The organism is Nocardiopsis mwathae, assembly GCF_014201195.1.
In the GTDB taxonomy this organism is placed as follows: Bacteria; Actinomycetota; Actinomycetes; order Streptosporangiales; family Streptosporangiaceae; genus Nocardiopsis_C; species Nocardiopsis_C mwathae.
Window position 1 is genome coordinate 502,852 of the sequence record NZ_JACHDS010000001.1, and the last position, 25,198, is coordinate 528,049.

The following is a 25,198-nucleotide window of genomic DNA, read 5'->3' on the forward strand; positions in this document are numbered from 1 at the left end:
TCCACACATGAGCCGCAGCTACGACTGCGCCGACGACGCGGCCCGCAAGGACGGCGTCGCCGACGCCGCGTCCAGTGTGCGCCGCGGCGAGCTGGTGGTGCTGCCCACCGACACCGTCTACGGCCTCGGCACCGACGCTTTCAGCCCGAGTGCGGTCTCCTCCCTGCTCAAGGCCAAGGACCGGGGCCGGGATATGCCGCCGCCGGTCCTCGTCGGATCGGTGCGCGCGGCCCAGGCGCTCATCGACGACCTCGGAGGGCACGGCCAGGACCTCATCGAGGAGTTCTGGCCCGGTCCGCTGACCATCGTCTGCACGGCCACACCGAGCCTGTCCTGGGATCTGGGGGACACCCTGGGGACGGTGGCGGTGCGCATGCCCATGCACCCGGTCGCGCTCGAACTCCTCAAGGAGGTCGGGCCGATGGCGGTCAGCAGCGCCAACGTCTCCGGGCGCCCGGCCGCGACCACCGCAGCCGAGGCGGCCGAGCAACTCGGTGACAGCGTCTCCGTCTACCTCGACGGTGGCACGTGCAGCGAATCCGCGCCCTCGACCATCGTCGACCTGACCTACGCGGTGCCGCGCGTGCTGCGCGGCGGCGCCATCCCCATCGAACGGCTGCGCGCGGTGTGCGGCACGGTGATCGGCGAGACCAAGCCCAAGGCCGCGGCCCGGCCGACCGAGTCCGCGGAGGCGGAGGAGACGGAGGAAGCGGAGAGCCCCGGCGGCACCGTGGAGGGTGGGGCCGGAGACGCGCCGGAGAGCCCTCGTCCGGCGAACGACCCCGCCCCGGAGAGCGACCGCTGACCCCCGTCCCTCTCTTCCGTTGATCTCGGAGATATCGGGGTGTCATCGGCGATTTTCACCCCGATATCCCCGAGATCAACGAACGAGGAAGCGGGGTGCTAGGTTCACAGGGAATGTCCCGACAGCGTCCGTCGGCCCCGCGGGTCCGGGCCGTGCTCGGCCGCTCGCCGGTGCGCTGAAACGAAAGGCTTCTAGGACACGTCGTGCGTGAGTATGCGCTCACCTTTGTCATCGCGGTGGCGGTCACCTATCTGCTGACCCCCTTCGTCCGGCGGGCGGCGATCACCTTCGGTGCCGTGCCGCCGGTCCGCGACCGCGACGTGCACACCGAGCCCATTCCGCGGCTCGGCGGCATCGCGATCTACGGCGGGTTCGCCGCCGCGCTGCTGATCTCGGCGAAGCTCCCGCACCTGCAGGAAGTCTTCGTCTACAACACCTGGATGGCACTGCTGCTGGCCGGCGGCCTCATCACCGCCATCGGCGTCGTCGACGACCGGTGGGGGATGGGCCCCATCCCCAAGCTGGCCGGGCAGGTCGCCGCGGCCGGCATCCTCGTGTCGATGGGGGTGCAGCTGCTCTGGCTGCCGCTGCCGGGCACGACGCTGTCACTGGGGCCGTGGCTCGGCGCGTTGATCTCGGTCCTGCTGATCGTGGTGACGATCAACGCGGTGAACTTCGCCGACGGGCTGGACGGTCTGGCGGCCGGCATCGTGGCGATCTCGGCGTTCGCCTTCTTCGCCTACTACTACGTGGCCGCCGTCGACCAGGGCTTCGAGCGGCAGTCCTACCCGGCGATGATCGCGATCATCCTGGCCGGGGTGTGCATCGGATTCCTCCTGCACAACTTCAACCCGGCCCGCGTGTTCATGGGCGACACCGGGTCGATGCTGCTCGGATTGCTGCTGACGTCGATCACGATCACGGTGACCGGCCAGTTCGATGCCAACACGGCGGCCAACAGCGGGGAGAACGGTGCGGTCGGCGTCCACCACGGCATGGTGGTCTTCCTACCGGTGCTGCTGCCGCTGCTGGTCATCGCGCTGCCACTGGCCGACCTGGTGCTGGCGGTCGTCCGCCGGACACTGGCGGGCAAGTCGCCGTTCGCCCCCGACAAGAAGCACCTCCACCACCAGCTTCTGGGGCTCGGGCACTCGCACGCGCGGGCGGTGCTGCTGATGTACCTGTGGGCGGCGATCATCGCGTTCGCCTCGGTCTCGCTGGCCGTGTTCGACCAGCCGGTGATGATCCTGACCGTGACCACATTGGTAGCACTCTGTGCTGTCGGGCTGATCACCCTGCCGCGGCTGCGCCGCCGTCGCCGCCGTCAGCAGCGGCGGCAGGCGCAGGAGATCACAGAAGATCACATTTCGGTCGCGAAAGACTGACGCTGAGCCCCAGCTCTATTGGTGAACAAACGGTGAACGCCAGGGGAACTATGCAGCCGGTGCTATGCCTGGCCCGTGAGATAGCTTACAGACCGCCTGGAAAGTCGGTGAAACGGGCATTTTTCGCCCTTGTAAGGCGTGCGTAAAGGTCACCTGGGGACAGGTGCCGAAATCCTTGTGATAGCTTTCACGAGCAAGCACCCCACTGAACATCCACCGGAGCCTCAATGCAGGAACACGACGCCCGGGTCCTCCGTGGCGCCGCGATTCCCACCGCCGTCGTCGGCCTGATCGCGATGATCGTCGCGTTCGCGATCACGGGGACCCACGGGCTCATCGGTGCTGTTCTCGGCACCCTGCTGATCATCGCCTTCTTCGCCGTGTCCGCGTTCGTGATCGCGATCACGGGGAAGCGGCGGCCCCAGCTGCTGCTGCCGGTGGCCTTCCTGGTCTACACCACCAAGATCGGGATCCTCGCGGTCGTCCTGGTCCTCTTCGGGGGGACCACCGCCTTCGACGGCAACTCGTTCGCACTCACCTCCCTGGCCTGCGTCATCGCCTGGCTGGCCGGACAATCGGTGGCGAGCATGCGGGTCAGGCGCCTCTACGTGGAGCCGGTCGAGGACACCGAGACCGCCGGGGAACAGCGGTGAGCCGCCCCGGGCGGGGGGGTGTGCGCACGGTATTCACCTACTGCTATCTTCCGGAGCGAGATGAACGACCGTCAGGGCGGTGCCGAGGAGAAAGATCCTCAGGCCCCCAGCGGCAACACGGTCATCTCGTATCTGCTGGGGGGCCTGGCCTTCTGGGGCTTTGCGGGTTGGTTGGCGGACCGGGCACTCGGCTACGAGACGCTGTTCCTTCCCATCGGCCTGCTACTGGGCCTGGTCGCATCGATCTACCTGATCATCACCCAGTACGTCCGGTTCTGACTGCCCAGCCCGGTAGCGTGCGGCTCACATCCGTCCTGAGAGCGGGGAGCGGCGCGGTATCGCCCTACACATCGAGGATTGAGTTGCGTCACGACGAAAGGGTTCGCCGTGAGTGCTGACGTGTACAGCGCCGCCGCCGAGGAAGGCTGCCACATCTTCGGCACCGGATGCGGATTCAGCCCGCCCGGTACCGAGCTCTTCTTCCCCACGCCCTGGATCGACTTCGGTCTGCCCGGGACGTCCGGCATCACCAAGTACTTCCTGGTCCTGGTGGTCGCGCTCCTGGTGGCGTCGGCGTTCTGGTACTTCACCACCCGCAGGTCCAAGGTCGTCCCCGGCCGCGGCCAGAGCCTGGCCGAGCTGCTGGTCTTCTTCATCCGGGACAACATCACCCGGACGACCATGGGCAAGGAGGGCGACAAGTTCCTTCCCCTGATGGTGACCCTGTTCCTGTTCATCTTCTCGATGAACATCATGGGCCTCATCCCCGGCCTGCAGCTCCCGGTCAACTCGAACCTCGCGTTCCCCGCGGTGCTCGCCCTCACGGTCTTCGTGCTGTGGAACGTCGTCGGCATCCGTCGGCACGGCTTCGGCGGCCACGTCAAGGCGCGACTCGTCCCCGGCGGCGTCCCGGCGTGGATCCTGCCCGTCGTGGTCCCGATCGAGGCGCTGTCCAACTTCATCATCCGCCCGGTCACCCACGCCATCCGTCTTTTCGCGACCATGTTCGCGGGTCACCTGCTGCTGGCGGTCTTCGCAGCGGCCGGCTGGTACCTGTTCAACCCGACCTCGCCCATGGGGCCGCTCTTCGGTGCGCTCTCCGTCGGCTACTCGGGTTTCGCCTTGATCGGCTTCCTGGCCTTCACGGCTTTCGAGCTGTTCATCATGGCCGTCCAGGCCTACGTTTTCGTCCTGCTGGCCTCCATTTACATCGGTGAGGCCATGGAGGGTGCGCACTAAACGCGGTGCGTGCGCTTTACGACCCCATTCCGGTAAGCAACGTCAGTTCGGCGGAATCGACAGACCGTCGGCGTGTCTGAGTAAAGGGAAAGAACAATGGAAATCACCGGTAGCCTCGCGACCATCGGTTACGGCCTCGCCGCGATCGGCCCCGGCATCGGCGTCGGCATCATCTTCGGCATGGGTGTGCAGGCCATCGCCCGCCAGCCCGAGGCCCGCGGCATCCTGCAGGGCCAGATGATCTTCGGCTTCGCCGTGGTCGAGGCCCTGGCCATCCTCGGTTTCGTCCTCGCGTTCATCCAGTCCGGCCAGTAAGACCGGCTGGATTCTGAAGGCCGGATAGGAACGCGAAGGAGATGCCAACCATGATCCTGGGAGCCGAGCAGGAGAACATCCTGCGGATTCACTGGGACGAGTTCACCTTCGGTGTTATCGCCTTCCTCATCATCCTCGGTGTCGTCTACAAGTTCTGGCCGAAGCTGACGGCCGCCCTGGATGAGCGTGCCAACCAGATCGAGGGTGGCATCGAGCGGGCCAAGAAGGCCGAGGCCGAGGCGGAGGAAGCTCGCCAGCAGTACCGCGAGAAGCTCGAAGAGGCGCACCGCCAGTACGCCGCCGAGCTGGAGAAGGCCAAGGAGCAGCGCGCCGCGATCATCGCGGAGGCGCGCGAGGAGGCCCAGGTGGAGGCCCGCCGCATCATCGAGGCGGGGCACGCCCAGATCGAGGCCGACCGGCAGCAGGCGTTCGCGCAGCTGCGGGCCGAGATCGGCGCGCTCTCCACCGACCTCGCCGAGCGCATCGTGGGTGAGACGCTCGCCGACAGTGCCGCGCAGAACCGTGTCATCGACCGGTTCCTCGCGGAGCTGGAGCAGAGCGAGAGCGCCGAACAAGCCGAGGTGCGCTGATGCGGGGTATCAGCCGTACGTCGCTGGAGCAGGTGACAGGACGCCTCGACGGCGTCCTGCCGTCGGCCAACGCCCCGACGCTGGGCCACGAGCTCTTCGAGGTCGTGGCGCTCCTGGGCCAGGAGCACTCCCTGCGTCGGTGGCTGGCCGACCCCGCCAACCCGGCCGCAGCCAAGTCGGGTCTGATCGGCCAGCTGCTGGAGCCGAAGGTGTCGCCGACCACCGTCATGGTGGTCAGCGACGTCGTCCAGGCGGCGTGGTCCACACCGCGCGACATGGTGGACGCCGTCGAGCGGATGGCCGTCTACGCCGTGATGGCCGGAGTCGAAGGCGAGCAGCGGCTCGACGAGCTGGAGGACGAGCTCTTCCGGTTCGGTCGGATCGTCGCCTCCGAGCCGGACCTGAGGGCCGCGCTCACCTCCGAGGGCGTCGCACCGGAGCACCGGCGCACGCTGCTGGAGAACCTGCTCTCGGGCAAGGTCTCCGCGGCGACATTGTCGCTGGTCACTGAGGCCGTAACGCGCCCCAGGGGACGTACCCTGGAACAAGGCCTGGAGCACTTCGGGCAGCTGGTGGCCGAGCGCGCCCAGCGCTACATCGCGGTCGTGCGCACGGCGGTCGCACTCAGCGCCGACCAGCAGTCCCGTCTGCAGGACGTCCTGACCCGGGTGTACGGCCGGACCATCCACCTGAACATCGAAATCGTCCCGGAGATCGTGGGTGGGCTCTCCATCCGCGTGGGCGATGAGGTCATCGACGGCACCGTGGCCGGGCGTATCGCCGAAGTTCGGCGGCGCCTCGCCGGCTGACGCGACAGACGACACGACGCAACGCAAGCACGCACGGCGCCGCGGCAATCGGCGCCAAGGAGAGCAAGGACATACGTGAGATGGCGGAGCTGACGATCCGGCCGGAGGAGATCCGGAACGCGCTGCAGCGCTTCGTCCAGTCGTACGAGCCCGACGCCGCCGCGCGCGAGGAAATCGGAACCATCACCTATGCAGGTGACGGTATCGCCCGCGTCGGTGGTCTTCCCTCGGCGATGGCGAACGAGCTGCTGGAATTCGAAGACGGAACCCTGGGCCTGGCCCAGAACCTGGAGATCGGTGAGATCGGCGCCGTCGTCCTGGGTGACTTCACCAACCTGGAGGAGGGCCAGACGGTGCGCCGCACCGGCCAGGTCCTCTCGGTCCCGGTGGGTGACGCCTTCCTGGGCCGCGTGGTCGACCCCACCGGTAAGCCGATCGACGGCCAGGGCGACATCGAGACCACCGAGCGCCGCGAGCTGGAGCTGCAGGCCCCCACGGTCATGCAGCGCAAGCCGGTGCACGAGCCGATGCAGACCGGCATCAAGGCGATCGACTCGATGACCCCGATCGGCCGCGGTCAGCGCCAGCTGATCATCGGCGACCGGCAGACCGGTAAGACCGCGGTCTGCATCGACACGATCATCAACCAGAAGTCCAACTGGGAGTCCGGCGACCCCGACAAGCAGGTGCGCTGCATCTACGTCGCGGTCGGCCAGAAGGGCTCGACCATCGCGGCCGTCAAGGGCGCGCTGGAAGAGGCCGGCGCGATGGAGTACACCACCATCGTCGCCGCCCCCGCCTCGGACCCCGCGGGCTTCAAGTACATCGCCCCCTACACCGGTTCGGCCATCGGCCAGCACTGGATGTACGAGGGCAAGCACGTCCTGATCGTCTTCGACGACCTGACCAAGCAAGCCGAGGCCTACCGCGCCGTGTCGCTGCTGCTGCGCCGCCCGCCGGGCCGTGAAGCCTACCCGGGCGACGTCTTCTACCTGCACTCCCGCCTGCTGGAGCGCTGCGCCAAGCTCTCCGACGAGATGGGCAAGGGTTCGATGACCGGCCTGCCGATCATCGAGACCAAGGCGAACGACGTCTCGGCCTACATCCCCACCAACGTCATCTCCATCACCGACGGCCAGGTCTTCCTTGAGTCCGACCTGTTCAACCAGGGCCAGCGCCCGGCGATCAACGTCGGTGTGTCGGTCTCCCGTGTCGGTGGCGCCGCGCAGACCAAGGCCATGAAGGGCGTCAGCGGTACGCTCCGCCTCGGCCTGGCCCAGTACCGCGAGCTGGAGGCCTTCGCCGGCTTCGGCTCCGACCTGGACGCGGTCTCCAAGGCGCAGCTGGAGCGCGGTGCCCGGCTCTACGAGCTGCTCAAGCAGGGCCAGTACTCCCCGTTCCCGATGGAGCAGGAAGTCGTCTCCATCTGGGCCGGGACCACCGGCCAGATCGACGATGTCCCGGTCGAGGACGTGCGCCGCTTCGAGGCCGACTTCCTGGACTACCTCGGCCGCGAGCACGCCGGAATCCTGGACGCGATCCGGGAGAGCGGCAAGTTCGAGTCGGAGACCGAGGCCGCCCTGAAGGACGCCATCGCCGAGTTCAAGCAGACCTTCCAGACCAGCTCCGGCTCCGTCCTCGGCACCGAGGAAGAGGCCGAGGCCCTGGAGGAGAGCAAGGTCGGTCAGGAGACCATCAAGGTCGCCAAGAGCGCCGGGAAGTAGCCCATGGGAGCACAGGTTCGCGTCTATCGCCGGAGGATCCGCGCGGCGAAGTCGACGGCGAAGATCACCCGTGCGATGGAGCTCATCGCCACCACCCGCATCACCAAGGCGCAGCGTGCGGCCCAGGCGGCCGGCCCCTACGCACGGGAGATCACGCGGGCGGTCTCGGCCGTGGCCGGGCGGGTCACCGACCACCCGCTGCTCACCGAGGTGGAGAGCCCGAAGCGGGCCGCCATCCTGGTGATCACGAGTGACAAGGGGCTCGCCGGCGGCTACACCACCAACGCCATCAAGGAGGCCGAATCCCTGACCGCGCTCCTGTCGGAGCAGGGCAAGGAGGTCGTCCAGTACGTGGTGGGCCGCAAGGGCATCGGCTACAACCAGTTCCGGAACCGCCCCATGGAGCGGACGTGGGGGGGCATCACCGAGCGCCCCACCTACGCCCACGCCAAGGAGATCGGCACGGTCCTGATGGAGAAGTTCATCCAGGACCCGGCCGAGGGCGGCGTCGACGAGATCCACATCGTGTCGACCGAGTTCGTCTCCATGCTGACGCAGCGGGCGCGGTCCAACCGCGCCCTGCCGCTGGAGGTCGAAGAGGTCGAGGCGGAGGAGCTGGAGAAGGAGCAGGGCAAGCCGCTCCCTCTCTACGAGTTCGAGCCGTCCCCGGAGGACGCCCTCGACCGGCTGCTTCCGCAGTACGTGACGAACCGGATCTATTTCGCGCTCCTGGAATCGGCGGCCTCTCAGTGGGCGTCGCGTCGCAACGCGATGAAGGCGGCCACCGACAACGCCGAGGAGCTTGTCAAGACCTTGACCCGCCAGGCCAACCAGGCCCGCCAGGCGGAGATCACCAATGAGATCAGCGAGATCGTCGGCGGTGCCGACGCCCTTGCTGCTGCCAGCGCGGGGAGTGAGTAAGAGAAGTGACTGCGACTGCTGAAGGGACGGCCGCACCTGCGACGGCCACCGGGCGTATCGCTCGGGTGACCGGCCCGGTCGTCGACGTGGAGTTCCCCGTCGACAGCCTGCCGGCGATCTACAACGCCCTGCACACCGACGTGACCATCGGTGGTGAGACCAAGACCCTGACGCTGGAGGTGGCTCAGCACCTCGGCGACAACCTGGTCCGCACCATCTCCCTGGCTCCGCAGGACGGCATGGTCCGCGGCGCCGAGGTGCGCGACACGGGCGCGCCGATCAGCGTTCCGGTGGGCGACGCCGTCAAGGGCCACGTGTTCAACACGCTGGGCGAGTCGATGGACGTCCCCACCTCCGAGCTGAAGGTCACCGAGCGCTGGCCGATCCACCGTCCGGCTCCGCCCTTCGACCAGCTTGAGTCGAAGACCGAGATGATGGTGACCGGTATCAAGGTCATCGACCTGCTCACCCCCTACGTGCGCGGTGGCAAGATCGGTCTGTTCGGTGGCGCCGGTGTCGGCAAGACCGTTCTGATCCAGGAGATGATCACCCGTATCGCCCGCAACTTCGGCGGTGTGTCCGTCTTCGCGGGTGTCGGTGAGCGGACCCGTGAGGGCACCGACCTCTTCCTGGAGATGGGCGAGATGGAGGTCCTCCCGGACACCGCTCTCGTCTTCGGCCAGATGGACGAGCCCCCGGGCACCCGCCTGCGGGTCGCGCTGTCCGCTCTGACCATGGCGGAGTACTTCCGCGATGTGCAGAACCAGGACGTGCTGCTGTTCATCGACAACATCTTCCGGTTCACCCAGGCCGGCTCCGAGGTCTCCACGCTGCTCGGCCGCATGCCGTCGGCCGTGGGGTACCAGCCGAACCTGGCCGACGAGATGGGCCTGCTGCAGGAGCGGATCACCTCGACCCGCGGTAACTCGATCACCTCGATGCAGGCGATCTACGTTCCCGCGGACGACTACACCGACCCGGCTCCGGCCACCACCTTCGCCCACCTCGACGCGACGACCGAGCTCTCCCGCCCGATCTCGCAGAAGGGCATCTACCCGGCGGTGGACCCGCTGGCGTCGACCTCCCGCATCCTCGACCCGCAGTACGTGGGCCAGGAGCACTACGACGTCGCCCAGCGGGTGATCGGGATCCTGCAGCGCAACAACGACCTGCAGGACCAGATCGCGATCCTCGGTATCGACGAGCTGTCCGAAGAGGACAAGATCATCGTCAACCGGGCGCGCCGCCTGGAGCGCTTCCTCTCGCAGAACATGTTCGTCGCCGAGAAGTTCACCGGCAACCCGGGCGTGTTCGTTCCGCTGGAGGAGACCATCGCCTCCTTCAAGGCGGTGTGCGAAGGCGAGTACGACCACCTGCCCGAGCAGGCGTTCCTCGACGTCGGCAACATCGAGATGGCCGTCGAGAAGGCCAAGAAGCTCCAGGGCTAGTTCACGGTGGGGGGCGGGTGCCGGTTCGGCGCCCGCTCCCCATTCGAAACCGCCCGCGAGCCGAAGGAGTTTGTGGCAGTGTCGAAGAAGCTATTCGTCGAGATCGTCTCGCCCGAGCACGAGGTGTGGGCGGGCGAGGGCGACATGGTCATCGCCAAGACCGTCGAGGGTGAGATCGGTGTGCAGCCCGGGCACGTTCCGGTGCTGGCGCTGCTCGCCCCGGGGGCGGTCGTCCGGATCCTGGGCGGCCGGGAGACCGGTGAGGTCCGCGCGGCGGCGCACGGCGGGTTCATCTCCGTGGCCGACGACCGGATCTCGATCCTCGCCGAGGTCGCCGAGCTCGCCGAGGACATCAACGTGGACCGGGCCCGCAAGGCGCTCGCCGGCGTCGAGTCCGGCGGGATCGGTCCGGAGGACACCGAGGCTCAGGCGCGCGCCGCGCGTGCGCGTAGCCGCCTGGAGGCCGCCGGCGAGGCGGCCTGAGGCCCAGGGGACATGTGAGAGTGGGGGCGCAGCTGTTCGGCGGAGCGTGGTTCGAGATCGCGGAGTGGCTGTTCTTCGGCCTCCTCGTCCTGGCCCTCGTGGGGTTGGCCGCCGTGACCGTGCGCAGGTTCGTCCTAGAGCGCGGGGGCGGCGCCGTCGAGTGTTACATGCGGGCCGGTGCCGGCGACGACCCGGCTCCCTGGCGCATGGGGTTCGGGCGCTACGGGAGCGAGGAACTGCGCTGGTACCGCATCTTCTCACTGTGGCCGCGGCCGACAGCCGAGCTGTCGCGCCGCGGTCTCGTCATTATGGGGCGCCGTGCGCCCACCCACCGCGACCTGACGGAGCTCACCTCCGACCTGGTCGTGATCGAGATCGGCTGGTCGGCCGAGGACGGCACCGACCCCAAGGAGCCGGTCTGCGAGATCGCGATGAGCGAGAGCGCCCTCACCGGGTTCCTGTCGTGGCTGGAATCGATGCCGCCCGGCACCATCTGGCAGTCATGATCCGACGGCCCTGAGGACGCCGGACCCGCGAATGATCATGGGGACGGATCGGGCGAAACCGGTGTCCGTGGATGTCGACCCATGGTCATTCGCGGGAATGGGCACCGCCACTCGATCTCAGGCCGGTGTCAGCGCTCGCCGCCGGGCTTCCAGAGAACCTCGTCGCCGCCCGTGCCGAGTACGCGGCACAGCACGAACAGCAGGTCGGAGAGACGGTTGAGGTAGCGGGCCGTCAGCGGGTTGACCGTCCGGCCGTGGGCCTCGATCGCCGCCCATGCGCTGCGTTCCGCCCTGCGGGTGACCACGCGCGCGGTGTGCATCAGCGCGACGGTCGGTGAGCCGCCGGGCAGCAGGAAGCTGCGCAGGGTCGGCAGGTCGGCGTTGTAGGCGTCGCAGGCCTCCTCCAAGCGCTCGACGTAGTCCTCCTCGACGCGCAGCGGCGGGTACTGCGGGTTCTCCACGACCGGGCAGGACAGGTCCGCCCCGAGGTCGAAGAGCTCGTTCTGGATCCGGCCGAGCAGGGTCCGGATGTCGTCGGGCACGTCGCCCAGGGCCAATGCGGTGCCGATGGCGGCGTTGGCCTCCTCGACGTCGGCATAGGCGGCCAGCCGCGGGTCGGTCTTGGAGGTCCGACTCATGTCGCCCAGCGCGGTGGTGCCGGCGTCGCCGCCCCGAGTGTAGATCTTCGAGAGGACGACGGGCTTGTCGGAATCCTTTTTCGTCATGGCCCAAGACTAGAAGTCCGCGCGTGCACCCGGTCGGCGGATAACCGTTCGGTCTCAGCGGGTGTCGCATGATCGACAGGCTGATACGTTGAGCACTGAACAAGCTACTCAGAGTAGTTGTTCGGGGCTGAGTGGCCGTGGAACGTTCGACCGGGGGACACCGGGGGACGGCCGAGGTACTGCGGCCCGTGGGGGAACGAAGCCTCAATGAGGGGGATGGCCGGGGCCGCCGCAAGGGGGGAGTGACGCCTTCAGTCGGGGGGCTGAGGGACACCGCCCGTTCCGCGGTCCGGGGTGAGGGGAGCCCGGACCGCCGGGCGGACCCGGCCGGGAAGGAAAACGCCCGTGGGCGAGGGGAGAACCCCTCGCCCACGGGCGCCCAGCGCGGTAGGACGGTTACCGCAGCCAGAGGTCGCCCTGGCGGTCGAACTCGTTGCCAGCCTGGGCCGGGGCGTGCAGCGTCCGCGGTGCGACGCCGTTGACCGGGAGGGTGCTCTTGGAGAACCTCTCCACGGAGTAGGCGAGGGCACCGGAGAGCTCGTCCACCGAGTCCCAGTTGATGTTCTCGACCGTGTCGTCGGGCGTGTGGTAGAAGGGGTCGAAGTCCATCCCGGCGGTACCGCCGTAGTACTCGACCTGCTGCTCGGACTTGACGGCGTCGCCGCCGCTGAAGAGGCCGCCCGAGGGGATGTCCTCGGCCATGAAGGCGCTGTAGTCGGAGCGGCCGCTGAACTCGGTCGGCTCGGACACCAGGCCCTGGTCGGCGAAGTAGTCCTCGAAGGTCTTCTGGATCGCGGCCGATCCGGACGGCGGACGCAGTGAGCCCGCCAGCTCACCCCGGCCGTCGTAGACGAAGCGGCCGTAGTTGTACGACCCGATCATGTCGAAGTTCAGGTAGAGCGCGATGTCGTCCAGCTGCTTGTCGCTCAGGCTCTCGACGTACTTCGTGGAGCCGACCAGCCCCTGCTCCTCGGTGCCCCAGAACGCGAACCGCACCTTGTTCTTCGGCGTGCCGAGCTTGGCGAACTGCTTGGCGGTCTCCAGTACACCGGCCGTGCCGCTGCCGTTGTCGTTGATGCCGGGACCCTCCTCGACGCTGTCGAGGTGGGCGCCGACGACGACGACGTTGTCCTTCTTCCCGCCCCTGGTCTCGGCGATGACGCTGTAGGAGGACTCGGTGACCACCTCGGCGTCGACCTTGAGGCGCAGCTCCAGCTTGCCGCCGACGGCCAGCAGGTCGGCGCCGACCTTGTCGGTGGTGCCGACGACGGGGATGTCGGAGAGCCGGCTGACCGTCCCGGCGATGGTGCCCTCGACGTTGTTGAAGATGACGGCGCCGGTGGCACCCGCGTCGGCGGCGTTCTGCGTCTTCTGCGCGAACGTGCAGCCGCCGCGCTTGATGACGGCGATCGCGCCCTCGGGGAACCCGGTGAAGTCGCCGGCGGCGCAGCCGCTCTCGGCGCTGTCCGGGTTGACCGGCACGCCCGCGGCGGTGATGTCGCCACCGGTCGAGTAGGTCATCGTGTTGAACTCGTCCCCGGCGGTGAACTCCCGCTCCTTGGGCTTGGTCACGGCGAGCTCGGGGGTGGAGTGCTGCTTCCAGGCGTCGAACTCGTAGTGGTGCTTCTTCGGCTTGTAGCCGGCCCGCTTGAGCTGGTCGATGACGTACTTGGCGGAGACGTCGTAGCCGGCGGTGCCGCTGGCCCGGTTGCCGCCGTTGTAGTCGGCGATGGTCTGGAGGTTCTCCATGTGGGCGCGGACATTGTCCACCGTCACGAGAATGGGCAGCTGGGCCGTGTCGGCCTGGGCTGCGGCCGGGCCGAGGCCCAGGGCGAGGACGGTGGCGAGGGTGGTGCCGCCGGCCAGCAGGCGTCTCCGTGCGGATGAGGCACGGCGGGGGGATCGTCCACGTTGTGGGGTACGCACGATGGCCCTTCTGACAGGCGCCCACCCCGCGGGGTGCCGGGGGCGGGCGCGAATGGTGCGAAGTACCGTGCAGCCTGTCAGGTCGGGATACCGCGGATCAAGGTGAGCCACACGTACTTGCCACAATCAGCCAGACCCCTTACGTAGCGGGAGGTTCATGTGGTGTTATGGACGATTCACACCTGATCGTCCGGTCCATCGGGATGCGATCCACCCGGGTCGGCCGTGGCCGACCGCGACCGTCGGCGCGGTCGTCAGAACAGCCGGGGCGTGTCCGGTTCGATGCCGCGCAGCTCGTCGTAGTCGAGGGTGACGCAGTCGATGCCCCGGTCGGCGGCCAGGACACGGGCCTGGGGTTTGATCTCCTGGGCGGCGAAGATGCCGTGGACCGGCTTGAGGGCCGGGTCGCGGTTGAGGAGTTCGAGGTAGCGGGTGAGCTGCTCGACGCCGTCGATGTCGCCGCGGCGCTTGAGCTCGACGGCGACGGTGGCGCCCTCGCCGTCGCGGCACAGGATGTCGACCGGGCCGATCGCGGTGGGGTACTCGCGACGGATCAGGGTGTAGCCCTCGCCGAGGGTGGTGATGTGCTCGGCGAGCAACTCCTGCAGGTGGGCTTCGACGCCGTCCTTCTGCAGCCCCGGGTCGACTCCGAGCTCGTGGGAGCTGTCGTGCTGGATCTCCTCGATCGTCAGCACCAGCTTCTCACCGGACTTGCCGTGCGTGACGGTCCAGACGGCGAGGCCGTCGTCGTTCTTCGCCTCGCGCACCGAGCACGGTGGGTTCATCCAGTTCAACGGCTTGAAAGCGCGGTCGTCGGCATGGATCGACACCGATCCGTCGGCCTTCATGAGGATCAGCCGCGGGGCCATGGGCAGGTGGGCGGTGAGCCGACCGACGTAGTCGACGCTGCAACGGGCGATAACGAGACGCACGGGACGTCACGCTACCGGCAGCGCGGCACCGGTTCGGCCGGAATCGGGGAACGGAGGGGCGACGGATCGGGTGGATTTCGCGGCAGGGGTGGCATTGAGTGCGAATGAAAACTATTTTCATATCGCGCAGAGGGTTAGCAAGCTGTGGCCCTCGTGTCCCGTGACGTCCCCGCGTACCGGGACCTACCGTCACAGGACGCACACGGAGCCCTCAGGGGCCCGGCGACACCGCCGTCGCCGCCACCGCGGGTTCCGCGGCGTCCTGCCACCGAGAGATTGAAGGACCCACATGTCGCTCACGGTCTCACCGGAACTGCTCGACAAGGCTCAGCGGGGCCCCATCGACGACGCCGACTTCATCGACTGCATCCGCACCTCCCTGCCCTACGCCTGGGGCGTGATCAGCGGCCTCGCCGAGCGGGCGGCGGCCGACGGCGGCGAGTACGCGGCCAACGAGGTCCCCCCGCCCGGCGAGGCCGAGCGCGGCCAGCTCCTTCGCCTGGTCGCGAGCGACGCCATGCGCGCCGCCGTCGAGCGCCACTTCGGGATGCGGCTGGCCTTCCAGAACTGCCACAAGGTGGCGCTGTTCCGCGGAGACGCCGACGCCGCCCACGCGGACTTCGTGACCCCGCGCGCGCAACTCCTCAACCAGTCCCCGGAGTTCGTCGACTGCTAAGGCGTGTTCGGCGGATCATTCCCGGCTCGCGGCCACCGGAACGACGCTCGCTGCGCCGCTTCACTCGCCGAGCCGAACTGGATCGACTTCGTGGAGCGGCCTGCGAGCGCCGCCCCGGACGGCCGCTCGCTCACCGGAGAGCATCCGCCGAACACGCCCTAGCCGCCCCGGCCCTTCGCCGCGATCGACGAGGGGCCGACGGCCGCCGTCAGCTCAGGGCGGCCCGGACCTTCGGCAGCACCTCGGCGCCCAGCCGCCGGATGTTGCGCAGCACCGCCCGCGGGTCGCCCGCCCCCTCCACCAGCAGGATGAGCTCTTCGGCGCCGGTGATGCGGGCCTGCTCGGTCAGTCGCGCCACGCAGTCGTCCGGCGACCCCACCGCGTGCGTGTCGGCCAGGAACTCCGCGTACCGCTCAGGGTCCCGCTGGGGCCGCTGCCGTCCGTCGAGCGGCTGGTAGCTCGCCAGCCCCGGCCGCAGCCAGCGCGGCAGCGACCCCAGCAGGACGTCGCGCGCCTCCTCCCGGGTGTCGGCCACCTGCGCGACCCCTGTCACCACGTGCCCGGCGACGGGCGCATCCGCGTGCGACGCGTGCTCGCGCAGCAGTTCGGCCTGCTCCTCGGCGGTCAGGTCCATCCCGAGCAGGAGCGGCAGGCCCATCCGCGCCGCGAGCTCCAGGGTGCGCCCCGACGACGCCGCCACGGTCACGTCGAGGTGCGGTCGGCTCCGCGGCCCCGGGACGATCTCGACCTCGCGGAACCCGAACGTCGCCCCGTCCGCACGCATCCGGCCCCCGCGCAGCGCCGTCATCAGCACGTCCAGCGACTCGGCGAAGCCGTTCTCATAGCGGTCCAGCCCCGTCCCGAACACCTCCAGGTCGATCCAGGGTCCGCCGCGCCCCACCCCCAGCCGGAACCGCCCGCCGGACACCTGGTCCAGCAGGTTCGCCTGCTCGGCGAGGTCCACCGGGTGCCGGGTGCTCAGGACGCTCACCGCCGTGCCCACATGCATGCGGGAGGTCCGGCCGAGGACGAACCCGGCCAGTGTCGCGGCCGACGGGCAGATCCCATAGGACATGAAGTGGTGCTCGGCGAACCACACGCCGTCGAAGCCGGCCTCCTCGGCGGCGACGGCGGCGTCCAGCGTCGACTCCAGCACCCCGGTGTGGTCCCGGCCGGGGAACTGGGCGGCCGGGAGGAACGCTCCGATACGCATGCTGGCATTCTGGTGGCGACACCGCCGCCTCGTCGCGCGAACGAGCGGATTCCTCCCCTCGACGGCCGACATTTCTGGACGAGAGCGCGACAAGTACCCGCCGGTAACGAGCGCATCGGGCACCCCGTAAGGTGAGTCACATGGTGCAGGAATTCAAGAAGGTCGGAGTGGTCGGGCTCGGAACCATGGGCGCCGGCATCGTCGAGGTGTTCGCCCGGGCCGGCTTCGCGGTCACCGGGGTGGAGATCGACGACGCCGCGCTCGACCGGGGCCGCGGCCACCTGGAGAAGTCGCTCGGCAAGGCGCTGGGCAAGGGGAAGATCACCGAGGAGGAGCACGGTGCCATCCTCGCCCGCCTGACGTTCACCACGTCGCGTGAGGACCTGCGCGACGCCGACTTCGTCGTCGAGGCGGTCCCCGAGCGCATGGACATCAAGCGGGACGTCTTCGCCGACCTCGACCGGATCTGCCCGCCGGGCACGATCCTGGCCACCAACACCTCGTCCCTGTCGGTCACCGAGATCGCCGCCCTGACCACCCGCCCGGACAAGGTCGTGGGGCTGCACTTCTTCAACCCGGCGCCGGTGATGAAGCTGGCCGAGGTGGTCGGCACCGTGCTGACCGCGCCGGGCACGATCCAGATCGCCACCGAGGTCGCCAAGCGCATCGGCAAGACCCCCGTGACGGTCTCCGACCGGGCCGGGTTCGTCGCCAACGCGCTGCTCGTCCCCTACATCAACGACGCCGTCAAAGCCTACGAGCGCAAGTACGCCTCCCGTGAGGAGATCGACGCGTCGGTGACCGCGGCCGCCGGGCTCCCCATGGGCCCGCTGGCCCTGGCCGACCTCGTCGGCCTGGACGTCTGCCTGGCCGTCATGGACGTGCTGTGGGACGAGTTCCGCGAGCAGCGCTACGTCGCCGCCCCGCTGCTGCGCCGCATGGTCGCCGCCGGGCTGCTCGGCCGCAAGAGCGGGCGCGGGTTCTACGACCACTCCGGTGCCGAGGACCCCGCCGAGGAGGTCCCGCAGGGCCCCATCGCGACCAAGCTGCGCGACGCCGCGGACAAGGCGAGCCCGAGCCTGAGCGGGCTGCTGCTCGCCCCGCACATCAACGACGCCATGACGATGATCGCGCAGGGCTACGCGAGTGCCGAGGACGTCGACACCGCCATGCGCTTCGGTTGCGGTTATCCCAAGGGGCCGGTGGAGCTGCTGGAGGAGATCGGCGTCGAGCGGGTCGCCGAGGACTACTTCCACTGCATCAACGGCGGACTGATCCCCTTCGCCATGGTCTGCGGCCTGATCCTCGACCGGCTGCCCGAGGTCGACGAGGACTGCGCGGACGGGGAGTGCTGCGGGGGCCCCGAGCATCCCACCGCCTCCTGAGGCCTGCCGGTCCCGGGGCCGGGAGGGCCTGCCGTCACCGTCGCTCGCGATGCGGCCCGTGAACGGCCGACCCTTCCGCCCCCCTACCCTGGAAACGTGAGTCCGCGCCGTAACAGCCCCCGCCGCAAGGAGCGCCTCGTCCAGCCGCCCGACGAGGACGCGCTGGTGCTGCGCATCACCGGCGGCCAGCGCCGGGAGACCGGAGCCGACGGCGAGTGGGTGATCCGACGCGTCAGCGGCGCCGCCGCGGCCAAGACCTACCGCTGCCCGGGCTGCTACCAGGAGATCCCCGTCGGGATGCCGCACGTGGTGGCATGGCGGCCCTACGGCGACGGTGCGGACCGCCGCCACTGGCACTCCTCGTGCTGGGAGCGGCGCGCCCACCGCGGGGTCCGGCCGCCACGGCGCTGAGCTGCGGCGGTTCCGCCCACCCACGCCGGTCTCCGCCCCGACCGCCAGGCCCGTTCTCCCGTTCGACATCGAGGACCCATGGACATTCGCGCCGCCACGGTGCTGCCCGCCGACCGCCGCCCCATCACCCTGCACACCGCCGACGGCCTGGAGCTCGTCGGCGAGCTGGCGCTGCCGGAGTCCGGTGCTCCGGTGGCGACCCTGGTCTGCCTGCACCCGCTGCCGACGGCCGAAGGCATGATGGACAGCCACGTGCTGCGCAAGGCCTCCTTCCGGTTGCCGGCCCTGGCCGACGTGGCAGTGCTGCGGTTCAACACGCGCGGCACCACCTCTCGGCACGGGACGAGCCAGGGCACGTTCGGGGACGGCGAGACCGAGCGCTACGACGTCGCCGCCGCGATCGAGTTCGTCGAGTTCGAGGGCCTGCCCCGGCCGTGGCTGCTGGGCTGGTCGTTCGGTACGGAGCTCGCGCTCAAGTGGGGCTGCGACCCGGAGGTGGAGGGCGCCATCCTGCTGTCGCCGCCGCTGCACCGCGCGCAGGACAAGGACCTGGACGCGTGGGCGGAGTTCGGCCGCCCGCTGGTGGCGCTCGTCCCCGAGTTCGACGACTACCTGCGCCCGGCCGAGGCGCGCGAGCGCTTCTCCCGCGTCCCGCAGGCCGAGGTCGTCGGTGTGGACAATGCCAAGCACCTGTGGGTGGGTGAACCCTACGTCCGCAGGGTGCTGGACGAGATCGTCGGACGCGTCGCGCCGAAGGCCCACCCGCTGCCGACCGAGTGGGACGGCCCGGCCGAGCGCGACAGCGGTACGGCCTGAGAAGGCGGTACGGCGTCCCTGGAATGCGGTCGGAGCGTCTGACCGGAATCGGACGCAGCTGACCTGCGGGTGCGCCGAATCGCGGCCGAGCGGCCGACAGAGGCCGCAGTTCGGAGAAAAATGTTGAAGATTACACCAATCACCCTGGGGGCGGCATCGCCTCCGGGGTGATTCATGTATGCCGTCCAAACGCTGGTATGTGATCCGAAACACCTCTACCTTGCTTGTGGGAGCGCGACGGTCCACCGCCCTTGCTCACGCACCGCATCCGGGCCGTCGCGCTGCCGACCGCACCGACCACGGGATCACAGTCGTCACGAGGGGTCACAGAACCATGGACGATCCGCAGCGAGGATCACCCGGCCACGACACGACGGGGGAACGGGACACCAGCGCCAGAACGGTGGCCATGGGCACCGATCCGCGCTTCGTGGAGCTCAAACGGCGCCTGAAGGTCTTCGTCTTCCCGATGAGCATCGCCTTCTTCGCCTGGTACCTGCTCTACGTCCTGATGTCCGCCTTCGCCCGCGACACCATGGCGATCGTCCTGTTCGGGTCGGTCAACGTCGCCCTGGTGTTCGGGCTCCTCCAGTTCGCCACCACCTTCGGCATCGCCTTCCTCTACGCCCGCTATGCGGCGCGCCGCCTCGATCCGCTCGCCGAGGAACTCCGCGCAGAGCTCAGCGGCGCCGCCGACGACCGGGCCACCGTGGAAGCGGGCGTGGCGGTCGGCGGCTCCGGGGGCAAGGCGGTGAACGAATGACCGCAGTCCCCATCACCGCGATGAGCGCGGCGGCCACGACCGGGGCCATCGGGAGCGGCAGCGAACGCCTGGCCACGATGGCCCTCTTCGTCCTTCTCGTCGGGGCCACCCTGGGCATCACCCTGTGGGCCAACCGGCGCACCCGGTCGGCCACCGACTTCTACGCCGGCGGCCGCGGCTTCTCCGGGTTGCAGAACGGCATGGCCATCGGCAGCGACTACATGTCCGCCGCGTCGTTCCTCGGCATCGCCGGGATGATCGCGCTGTTCGGCTACGACGGTTTCCTCTACTCCATCGGATTCCTGGTGGCGTGGCTGGTCGCCCTCCTGCTCGTCGCCGAGCTCCTGCGCAACTCCGGGCGCTTCACCGTCGCCGACGCGATGTCCTACCGGATGCGGCAGCGCCCCGTGCGCACCGCCGCGGCCGTCTCCACCGTCACCGTGTCCATCTTCTATCTGCTCGCCCAGATGGTGGGCGCGGGCGCGCTGATCGCACTGCTCCTCGGAATCCAGGAGGGGGAGACCTTCCTCGGCCTGGACGCCGATGCCGCCAAGGTCGCCGGCATCGTCGTCGTCGGCCTGCTGATGACGGTGTACGTGACCCTCGGCGGTATGAAAGGCACCACCTGGGTGCAGATCATCAAGGCCGGCGTGCTCATGGGCGGCGCCGCACTGCTGACGGTGCTGGTCCTGGCCTCCTACGCGTTCGACTTCGGCGCGCTGATGGGTGACGCGGCCCGTGCCAGCGGTCAGGGGCAGGCGTTCCTCGAACCCGGCCTGCGCTACGGCGTCGAGGTGGACGGCGACGCGTGGGCGACCCTGTGGAACAAGCTCGATCTCATCAGCCTCGGCATCGCCCTGGTCCTGGGCACGGCCGGACTCCCGCACATCCTCATCCGCTTCTACACCGTGCCCGATTCCAAGGCCGCCCGCACCTCGGTCAACTGGGCGATCGTGCTGATCGGCGCTTTCTACCTGATGACGCTGGTGCTGGGTTTCGGTGCGGCCGCCATCGTCGGGCGGGACGCCATCACCGCGCAGGACGCGGCCGGGAACACCGCCGCTCCGCAGCTCGCCCAGCAACTGGGGGTGCTGCTCGGCGGGGGAGCGGTCGGCGCGCTGCTGCTGGCGTTCATCGCCGCGGCCGCGTTCGCCGCCATCCTGTCCACGGTCGCGGGCCTGACCCTGGCCTCCTCCTCGTCACTCGCGCACGACTTCTACGCGAGCGTGCTGCGCAAAGGGCGCTCCTCGGAGCAGGAGGAGGTCCGCGTCGCCCGGATCGCCGCGCTGGGCATCGGCGTGGTCGCGATCGTCCTGGCGATCTTCGCCCAGGGGCTCAACGTCGCGTTCCTGGTGGCACTGGCGTTCGCGATCGCCGCCTCGGCCAACCTGCCGTCGCTGCTGCTCAACCTCTTCTGGAAGCGGTTCAACACGGCCGGGGCCGTCGCCGGCATCTACGGAGGGCTGATCTCGGCCGTCGGGCTGGTCTTCTTCTCCCCGGTGGTCTCCGGCAAGGTCCACCCGGAGACGGGGGAGAGCCTGTCCCTGCTCCCCGCCGGGGTCGACTTCGCCTGGTTCCCGCTGGAGAACCCCGGCCTGGTCTCCATCCCGCTCGGGCTGCTCTGCGCCGTCGTCGGCACGCTGCTGTCCAAAGAGCGCGACGACGACAGGTTCACCGAGATGGAGGTCCGCGCCGTCACCGGGGCCGGCGCGCACTGACGCCGACCGGTGTCGGACCCCGCCGCGGCGGGTGCGGCGCCGCCGGATGAACGTGCCGTATGACCGGAGGCCCGGCCCCACGCATGGGGCCGGGCCTCCGGCGCCGTCCGGTGGTTCCGGAGACGGCTGCGCTCGTGTCCGCTCCCCCTCTCCGGCACACCCGGGTGCGCGGGGAGGGGGAACACGGGACGTCCGTGGTGGCCGCTACTCCTGCCACCAGTCCTCGTCGTCGCCGCCCTTGCCGGACTTGGCGGGGACGGCGGGCGGGGACTGCTGCTTGCTGTTACCGCCCTCGATGGCCGGGGGCTCCTGGGCCGGCGGGGCGGCGACCGCGGCCTGCGCCGGGGGCGCCGGGATCGGTGCTCCCCCGCCACCGAGCAGCTGACGCAGCTGGTCCATGTGGGACTGGATGCCGTCACGCTGGCGGCTGAGCTCGTCGACCTGCTGCTGAGCGGCGGTCATGATGCGGTCGGCCTCGGCCTTGGCATCGCCGACCAGGTGCTCGGCCTTGGACTTGGCCTCGGCCGTGATCTGCTCGGAGTTCTTCTTGGCGTTGGCGACGACCTGCTTGGCGTGCTGCTCGGCGTCGCGGCGGGTCTGCTCCGCCTGTGCGCTGGCCTTGGTCGCACGCTGCTCGGCGCTGGCGGCGCGCTCCTCGGCCTCCGAGACGAGCTTCTGCGTGGCGGCCTGGGCGGCCGCCAAGCGCTCGGCGTCCTGCCGCTCGGCCTCCTCGCGGCGGCCGGCCAGCTGGATCTCGAACTCGGCCTCCTCCTGCGCCCGCTTGGCCTCGCTCTCCTCGACGGCGCGCTGCGCCTGCGCGCGCATCTCGTCGGCTTGGCGCTTGGCTGTCTGCAGGGTCTCGTCGCGCTCGCGCTTGGCGGACGCGCGGGCCGTGGCGCACTCGCGCTCGGTGGTGGTCCGCAGCTTGGCGATCTCACCCTCGAACGTCGCGCGCTTCTCGGCGATCTCGTGGTCGACCGCGGAGCGCTTCTTCTGCACCTCGCGCTCGGTGGTCGAGGTCAGTTCGTCGGCTTCGCGGCGGGCGGTGGTGCGGATCTCCTCCGCCTCGTTCTCGGCGCCCGTGCGCATCTCGTCCGCCTCGCGCTGGGCGGTCGTGCGCAGTTCGGTCGCCTCGTTCTCGGCGGCGGCGCGCATCTCGGCGGCCTCGATCTTGGCCGCGGACTTGATGTCGTTGGACTCGGCGCGGGCGCCCTGGACGAGTTCGGTGGCCTGCTCCTCGGCGAGCCGGAGCAGCTGCTCGATGCGGGCGCCCAGACCGGAGTAGGTGGGACGCTCCTGCTCCTGGATCTGGCGCTTGGCCTCGGTGAGCTCCTTGCGCGTGCGCTCGGCCTCTTCGCGGGCCTGGGCCAGCTCGTTCTGCTTCTGGCCGATGAACTCCATGACCTGGTGCCGGTCGTAACCACGCAGCACCACGTCGAACTCGGTGGCTTGATTGCCTTCCTCGAAGAAATTGCTGAGCTGGGCTTCAATATCTGGCGACGACATGTGGCGGAATCCTGAACGGGTGACGAGTCGGCTACGTATGCGGAGATTGTCGTGTGGAGAGCCACGAGGTGACGTGGAGGACGGCTCCTCGCACCTCGGATCGGCGGTAGCACTTTCCCGGGAAGGGTACTCCGCGAGGTCCTTCCGCGTTGGGATGTTCGCTCCATTGATGCGGTGTGCCCAACGGAGGCGCATGCCGTGCGTTGTCGACCCGCCTCGACGAGTCTGCATACGTACGGGGGGACGGATGCCGCAGACGATCCGAGTCTGGCGACTAGCAGACTTTATCAAGCTCAGGCCTTTTCGGAAGGGCCTTTCGGTAGGTTCCTGCCCAGGTCCTCGGTCGTGGTGCGACCGGGACATGCGACGACACGTGAAGTGACGGTTACATCACGCTACCGCGATATCGCCTGTGGGCCATGCCTTGTCGGCTACCGGGCGTGTCCACCGGGTGCGCCGGCCGACTGGACCAGTTCGGTCAGCACCCCTCCGCAGTCCTTCGGGTGCAGGAACGTGATCAGCGACCCCATCGAGCCGGTGCGCGGCTCGCCCAGCACGCGGACCCCGCGCTCGCCCACGGCGGCGGCCTCGCCAGCCACATCGGCGGTGCCGAACGCGATGTGGTGCACCCCCTCCCCGTTCTTGGCCAGGAACTTCGCCACCGGCGAGTCTTCGCGGACGGGCTCCAGAAGCTGCAGGTAGCTGGCCCCGCCGTCGTCGGTGCCGTTGATCCGCAGCATCGCCTCGCGGACGCCCTGCTCCTCGTTGACCTCCTCGTGGGCGACCTCGAAGCCGTAGGTGTCCCGATAGAACCGTACGGCGGCGTCCAGATCGCGGCAGGCGATGCCGATGTGGTCGATGCGGGTGAACGGAGACACGGATTCGGACGCAGCGGCGGACACGGTCGCGGACCTCCCGGAAAGTGGGTCAAGGGCGTATATGTATCGTGACAGACCAGGTGTCGTGAGCGGACTGGCCACCAGCCACGAAAACACACACGAGTACACATGGAGGCACACCCAATGCCCGGATCCGTCATCGTCAGTGGAGCCCGGACGCCCACCGGGCGCCTGCTCGGGTCGCTCACCGGTTTCCAGGCCGTCGACCTGGGCGCCGTCGCCATCGAGGCGGCGCTGCAGCGGGCCCGGATCCGCGGCGACCAGGTGGGCTACGTGGTCATGGGCCAGGTCCTGCAGGCCGGCGCGGGGCAGATCCCGTCGCGCCAGGCCGCGGTGAAGGCCGGCATTCCGATGAACGTGCCCTCCCTGACCATCAACAAGGTGTGCCTGTCGGGCCTCGACGCGATCGCGCTCGCCGACCAGCTCATCGCCGCGGGCGAGTTCGACGTCGTCGTGGCCGGGGGCATGGAGTCGATGACCAACGCCCCGCACCTGCTGCCCAAGTCGCGCCAGGGGTACAAGTACGGTTCGGTCGAGATGCTCGACGCGACCGCCCACGACGGCCTCACCGACGCCTTCGACAACGAGTCCATGGGTGCCTCCACCGAGCGGCACAACGCGCGCCTCGGCATCGGCCGCGCCGAGCAGGACGCCTTCGCCGCGCGCTCCCACCGGCTGGCCGCCGCCGCCATCAAGGACGGCCGGTTCGCCGATGAGATCGTGCCGGTGAGCATCCCGCAGCGAAGGGGCGAGCCGCGCGTCTTCGGCGAGGACGAGGGGGTGCGCCCGGAGACCACCGCCGAGAGCCTGGGGCGGCTGCGCCCCGCCTTCGACGCCGACGGCACCATCACCGCCGGGTCCTCCTCGCAGATCTCCGACGGTGCCTCCGCCGTCGTCGTGATGAGCAGGGCCAAGGCCGAGGAGCTGGGCTGCGCGGTCCTCGCCGAGATCGGCGCGCACGGCAACGTCGCCGGCCCGGACAACTCCCTGCACTCCCAGCCGTCCAACGCCATCGAGCACGCGCTGGCCAAGGCGGGCAAGCAGGTGGGCGACCTCGACCTGATCGAGATCAATGAGGCCTTCGCCAGCGTCGCCCTGCAGTCCACGCGCGACCTGGGCGTGTCCGAGGACATCGTGAACGTCAACGGCGGCGCCATCGCGCTGGGCCACCCGATCGGCGCCTCCGGCGCCCGCATCGCGGTCACGCTCATCCACGAGCTGCGCCGCCGCGGCGGCGGACTGGGCGCGGCCGCCCTGTGCGGTGGCGGCGGACAGGGCGACGCCCTGCTCTTCCAGGTCCCCGGGGCCTGACCCGCGCCCTTCCGCCATGACCGGCGACGCCCGGTACGG

Annotated in this window: 26 protein-coding genes; 20 read left to right on the forward strand and 6 right to left on the reverse strand. The window is 69.4% G+C overall.

The window, feature by feature from the left end; all coding sequences use genetic code 11:
- The first annotated feature begins 7 nt into the window (after nucleotides 1–7).
- From HNR23_RS01870 to HNR23_RS01930, 13 genes are all read left to right on the forward strand, one after another.
- Nucleotides 8–805 carry an L-threonylcarbamoyladenylate synthase gene (locus tag HNR23_RS01870; RefSeq protein WP_184072873.1) on the forward strand — a complete coding sequence of 266 codons (798 nt, stop codon included), beginning with the start codon at nucleotides 8–10 and terminating at the stop codon, nucleotides 803–805.
- Between the two features lie 203 nt (nucleotides 806–1,008).
- On the forward strand, nucleotides 1,009–2,190 hold the full coding sequence (locus tag HNR23_RS01875) for an MraY family glycosyltransferase (RefSeq protein ID WP_184072875.1): 1,182 nt from the start codon (nucleotides 1,009–1,011) through the stop codon (nucleotides 2,188–2,190).
- Nucleotides 2,191–2,417: 227 nt separating this feature from the next.
- Nucleotides 2,418–2,843 carry a hypothetical protein gene (locus HNR23_RS01880; protein WP_184072877.1) on the forward strand — a complete coding sequence of 142 codons (426 nt, stop codon included), beginning with the start codon at nucleotides 2,418–2,420 and terminating at the stop codon, nucleotides 2,841–2,843.
- A 60-nt stretch (nucleotides 2,844–2,903) separates the two neighbouring features.
- Nucleotides 2,904–3,122 carry an AtpZ/AtpI family protein gene (locus HNR23_RS01885; protein WP_184072879.1) on the forward strand — a complete coding sequence of 73 codons (219 nt, stop codon included), beginning with the start codon at nucleotides 2,904–2,906 and terminating at the stop codon, nucleotides 3,120–3,122.
- Between the two features lie 120 nt (nucleotides 3,123–3,242).
- Nucleotides 3,243–4,082: a F0F1 ATP synthase subunit A gene (atpB, locus tag HNR23_RS01890; protein WP_184079729.1), complete on the forward strand. Its 840-nt coding sequence runs from the start codon at nucleotides 3,243–3,245 to the stop codon at nucleotides 4,080–4,082.
- A 96-nt stretch (nucleotides 4,083–4,178) separates the two neighbouring features.
- Nucleotides 4,179–4,397: an ATP synthase F0 subunit C gene (atpE, locus tag HNR23_RS01895; protein WP_017558358.1), complete on the forward strand. Its 219-nt coding sequence runs from the start codon at nucleotides 4,179–4,181 to the stop codon at nucleotides 4,395–4,397.
- Between the two features lie 53 nt (nucleotides 4,398–4,450).
- Nucleotides 4,451–4,987 (forward strand): F0F1 ATP synthase subunit B, encoded by a 537-nt coding sequence (locus tag HNR23_RS01900; protein ID WP_184079731.1) that lies wholly within the window; start codon nucleotides 4,451–4,453, stop codon nucleotides 4,985–4,987.
- Nucleotides 4,987–5,796, forward strand: coding sequence for a F0F1 ATP synthase subunit delta (locus tag HNR23_RS01905; RefSeq protein WP_184072881.1), 810 nt, complete (start codon nucleotides 4,987–4,989; stop codon nucleotides 5,794–5,796). The genes HNR23_RS01900 and HNR23_RS01905 overlap by 1 nt, the downstream gene beginning before the upstream one ends.
- Before the next feature lie 80 nt (nucleotides 5,797–5,876).
- Complete coding sequence (gene atpA, locus HNR23_RS01910; RefSeq protein WP_184072884.1) at nucleotides 5,877–7,520, forward strand: F0F1 ATP synthase subunit alpha; 1,644 nt, start codon at nucleotides 5,877–5,879, stop codon at nucleotides 7,518–7,520.
- 3 nt (nucleotides 7,521–7,523) lie between these two features.
- A complete protein-coding gene (locus HNR23_RS01915; protein WP_184072886.1) occupies nucleotides 7,524–8,441 on the forward strand; it encodes a F0F1 ATP synthase subunit gamma in 918 nt (305 codons plus the stop codon).
- 5 nt (nucleotides 8,442–8,446) lie between these two features.
- On the forward strand, nucleotides 8,447–9,889 hold the full coding sequence (gene atpD, locus HNR23_RS01920; RefSeq protein ID WP_184072888.1) for a F0F1 ATP synthase subunit beta: 1,443 nt from the start codon (nucleotides 8,447–8,449) through the stop codon (nucleotides 9,887–9,889).
- Between the two features lie 78 nt (nucleotides 9,890–9,967).
- Nucleotides 9,968–10,372: a F0F1 ATP synthase subunit epsilon gene (locus tag HNR23_RS01925; protein ID WP_184072890.1), complete on the forward strand. Its 405-nt coding sequence runs from the start codon at nucleotides 9,968–9,970 to the stop codon at nucleotides 10,370–10,372.
- Nucleotides 10,373–10,392: 20 nt separating this feature from the next.
- Nucleotides 10,393–10,878 carry a DUF2550 domain-containing protein gene (locus tag HNR23_RS01930; RefSeq protein ID WP_394353734.1) on the forward strand — a complete coding sequence of 162 codons (486 nt, stop codon included), beginning with the start codon at nucleotides 10,393–10,395 and terminating at the stop codon, nucleotides 10,876–10,878.
- Nucleotides 10,879–11,006: 128 nt separating this feature from the next.
- Here the strand turns inward: HNR23_RS01930 and HNR23_RS01935 are convergent, their stop codons facing one another.
- The 3 genes from HNR23_RS01935 to nucS form a co-directional block, all read right to left on the reverse strand.
- Nucleotides 11,007–11,603 (reverse strand): cob(I)yrinic acid a,c-diamide adenosyltransferase, encoded by a 597-nt coding sequence (locus tag HNR23_RS01935; protein WP_184072894.1) that lies wholly within the window; start codon nucleotides 11,601–11,603, stop codon nucleotides 11,007–11,009.
- 396 nt (nucleotides 11,604–11,999) lie between these two features.
- The gene (locus HNR23_RS01940) at nucleotides 12,000–13,529 is read right to left on the reverse strand and encodes a M20/M25/M40 family metallo-hydrolase (protein WP_184072896.1); all 1,530 of its coding nucleotides are present in this window, start codon (nucleotides 13,527–13,529) and stop codon (nucleotides 12,000–12,002) included.
- Nucleotides 13,530–13,783: 254 nt separating this feature from the next.
- Complete coding sequence (nucS, locus tag HNR23_RS01945; protein WP_184072898.1) at nucleotides 13,784–14,461, reverse strand: endonuclease NucS; 678 nt, start codon at nucleotides 14,459–14,461, stop codon at nucleotides 13,784–13,786.
- 289 nt (nucleotides 14,462–14,750) lie between these two features.
- Between nucS and HNR23_RS01950 the strand changes: the two genes are divergently transcribed.
- The gene (locus HNR23_RS01950) at nucleotides 14,751–15,137 is read left to right on the forward strand and encodes an SCO5389 family protein (RefSeq protein ID WP_184072900.1); all 387 of its coding nucleotides are present in this window, start codon (nucleotides 14,751–14,753) and stop codon (nucleotides 15,135–15,137) included.
- A 208-nt stretch (nucleotides 15,138–15,345) separates the two neighbouring features.
- On the opposite strand, the gene HNR23_RS01955 is transcribed toward HNR23_RS01950, so the two are convergent.
- On the reverse strand, nucleotides 15,346–16,350 hold the full coding sequence (locus tag HNR23_RS01955; RefSeq protein ID WP_184072902.1) for an LLM class flavin-dependent oxidoreductase: 1,005 nt from the start codon (nucleotides 16,348–16,350) through the stop codon (nucleotides 15,346–15,348).
- Nucleotides 16,351–16,490: 140 nt separating this feature from the next.
- Here HNR23_RS01955 and HNR23_RS01960 point away from each other — a divergent pair, with 140 nt between their 5' ends.
- The 5 genes from HNR23_RS01960 to HNR23_RS01980 all read left to right on the forward strand — a co-directional run bounded on the left by HNR23_RS01960 (nucleotide 16,491) and on the right by HNR23_RS01980 (nucleotide 21,443).
- Nucleotides 16,491–17,735: a 3-hydroxyacyl-CoA dehydrogenase gene (locus tag HNR23_RS01960; protein WP_184072904.1), complete on the forward strand. Its 1,245-nt coding sequence runs from the start codon at nucleotides 16,491–16,493 to the stop codon at nucleotides 17,733–17,735.
- A gap of 96 nt (nucleotides 17,736–17,831) precedes the next feature.
- Entirely contained in the window at nucleotides 17,832–18,146 is a 315-nt protein-coding gene (locus HNR23_RS01965; RefSeq protein ID WP_184072906.1) for an ATP/GTP-binding protein, read from the forward strand.
- A gap of 78 nt (nucleotides 18,147–18,224) precedes the next feature.
- Complete coding sequence (locus HNR23_RS01970) at nucleotides 18,225–18,962, forward strand: alpha/beta hydrolase (RefSeq protein WP_184072908.1); 738 nt, start codon at nucleotides 18,225–18,227, stop codon at nucleotides 18,960–18,962.
- Between the two features lie 409 nt (nucleotides 18,963–19,371).
- Complete coding sequence (locus HNR23_RS01975; protein WP_184079733.1) at nucleotides 19,372–19,725, forward strand: DUF485 domain-containing protein; 354 nt, start codon at nucleotides 19,372–19,374, stop codon at nucleotides 19,723–19,725.
- Nucleotides 19,726–19,745: 20 nt separating this feature from the next.
- Nucleotides 19,746–21,443: a solute symporter family protein gene (locus HNR23_RS01980; RefSeq protein ID WP_221308329.1), complete on the forward strand. Its 1,698-nt coding sequence runs from the start codon at nucleotides 19,746–19,748 to the stop codon at nucleotides 21,441–21,443.
- 204 nt (nucleotides 21,444–21,647) lie between these two features.
- Here HNR23_RS01980 and HNR23_RS01985 read toward each other — a convergent pair whose 3' ends face one another.
- The gene (locus tag HNR23_RS01985) at nucleotides 21,648–22,949 is read right to left on the reverse strand and encodes a DivIVA domain-containing protein (protein WP_184072912.1); all 1,302 of its coding nucleotides are present in this window, start codon (nucleotides 22,947–22,949) and stop codon (nucleotides 21,648–21,650) included.
- A 431-nt stretch (nucleotides 22,950–23,380) separates the two neighbouring features.
- Nucleotides 23,381–23,827 carry a methylmalonyl-CoA epimerase gene (gene mce, locus HNR23_RS01990; RefSeq protein ID WP_184079735.1) on the reverse strand — a complete coding sequence of 149 codons (447 nt, stop codon included), beginning with the start codon at nucleotides 23,825–23,827 and terminating at the stop codon, nucleotides 23,381–23,383.
- A gap of 144 nt (nucleotides 23,828–23,971) precedes the next feature.
- Here mce and HNR23_RS01995 point away from each other — a divergent pair, with 144 nt between their 5' ends.
- The gene (locus HNR23_RS01995) at nucleotides 23,972–25,159 is read left to right on the forward strand and encodes an acetyl-CoA C-acetyltransferase (protein ID WP_184072914.1); all 1,188 of its coding nucleotides are present in this window, start codon (nucleotides 23,972–23,974) and stop codon (nucleotides 25,157–25,159) included.
- Nucleotides 25,160–25,198 lie beyond the last annotated feature (39 nt).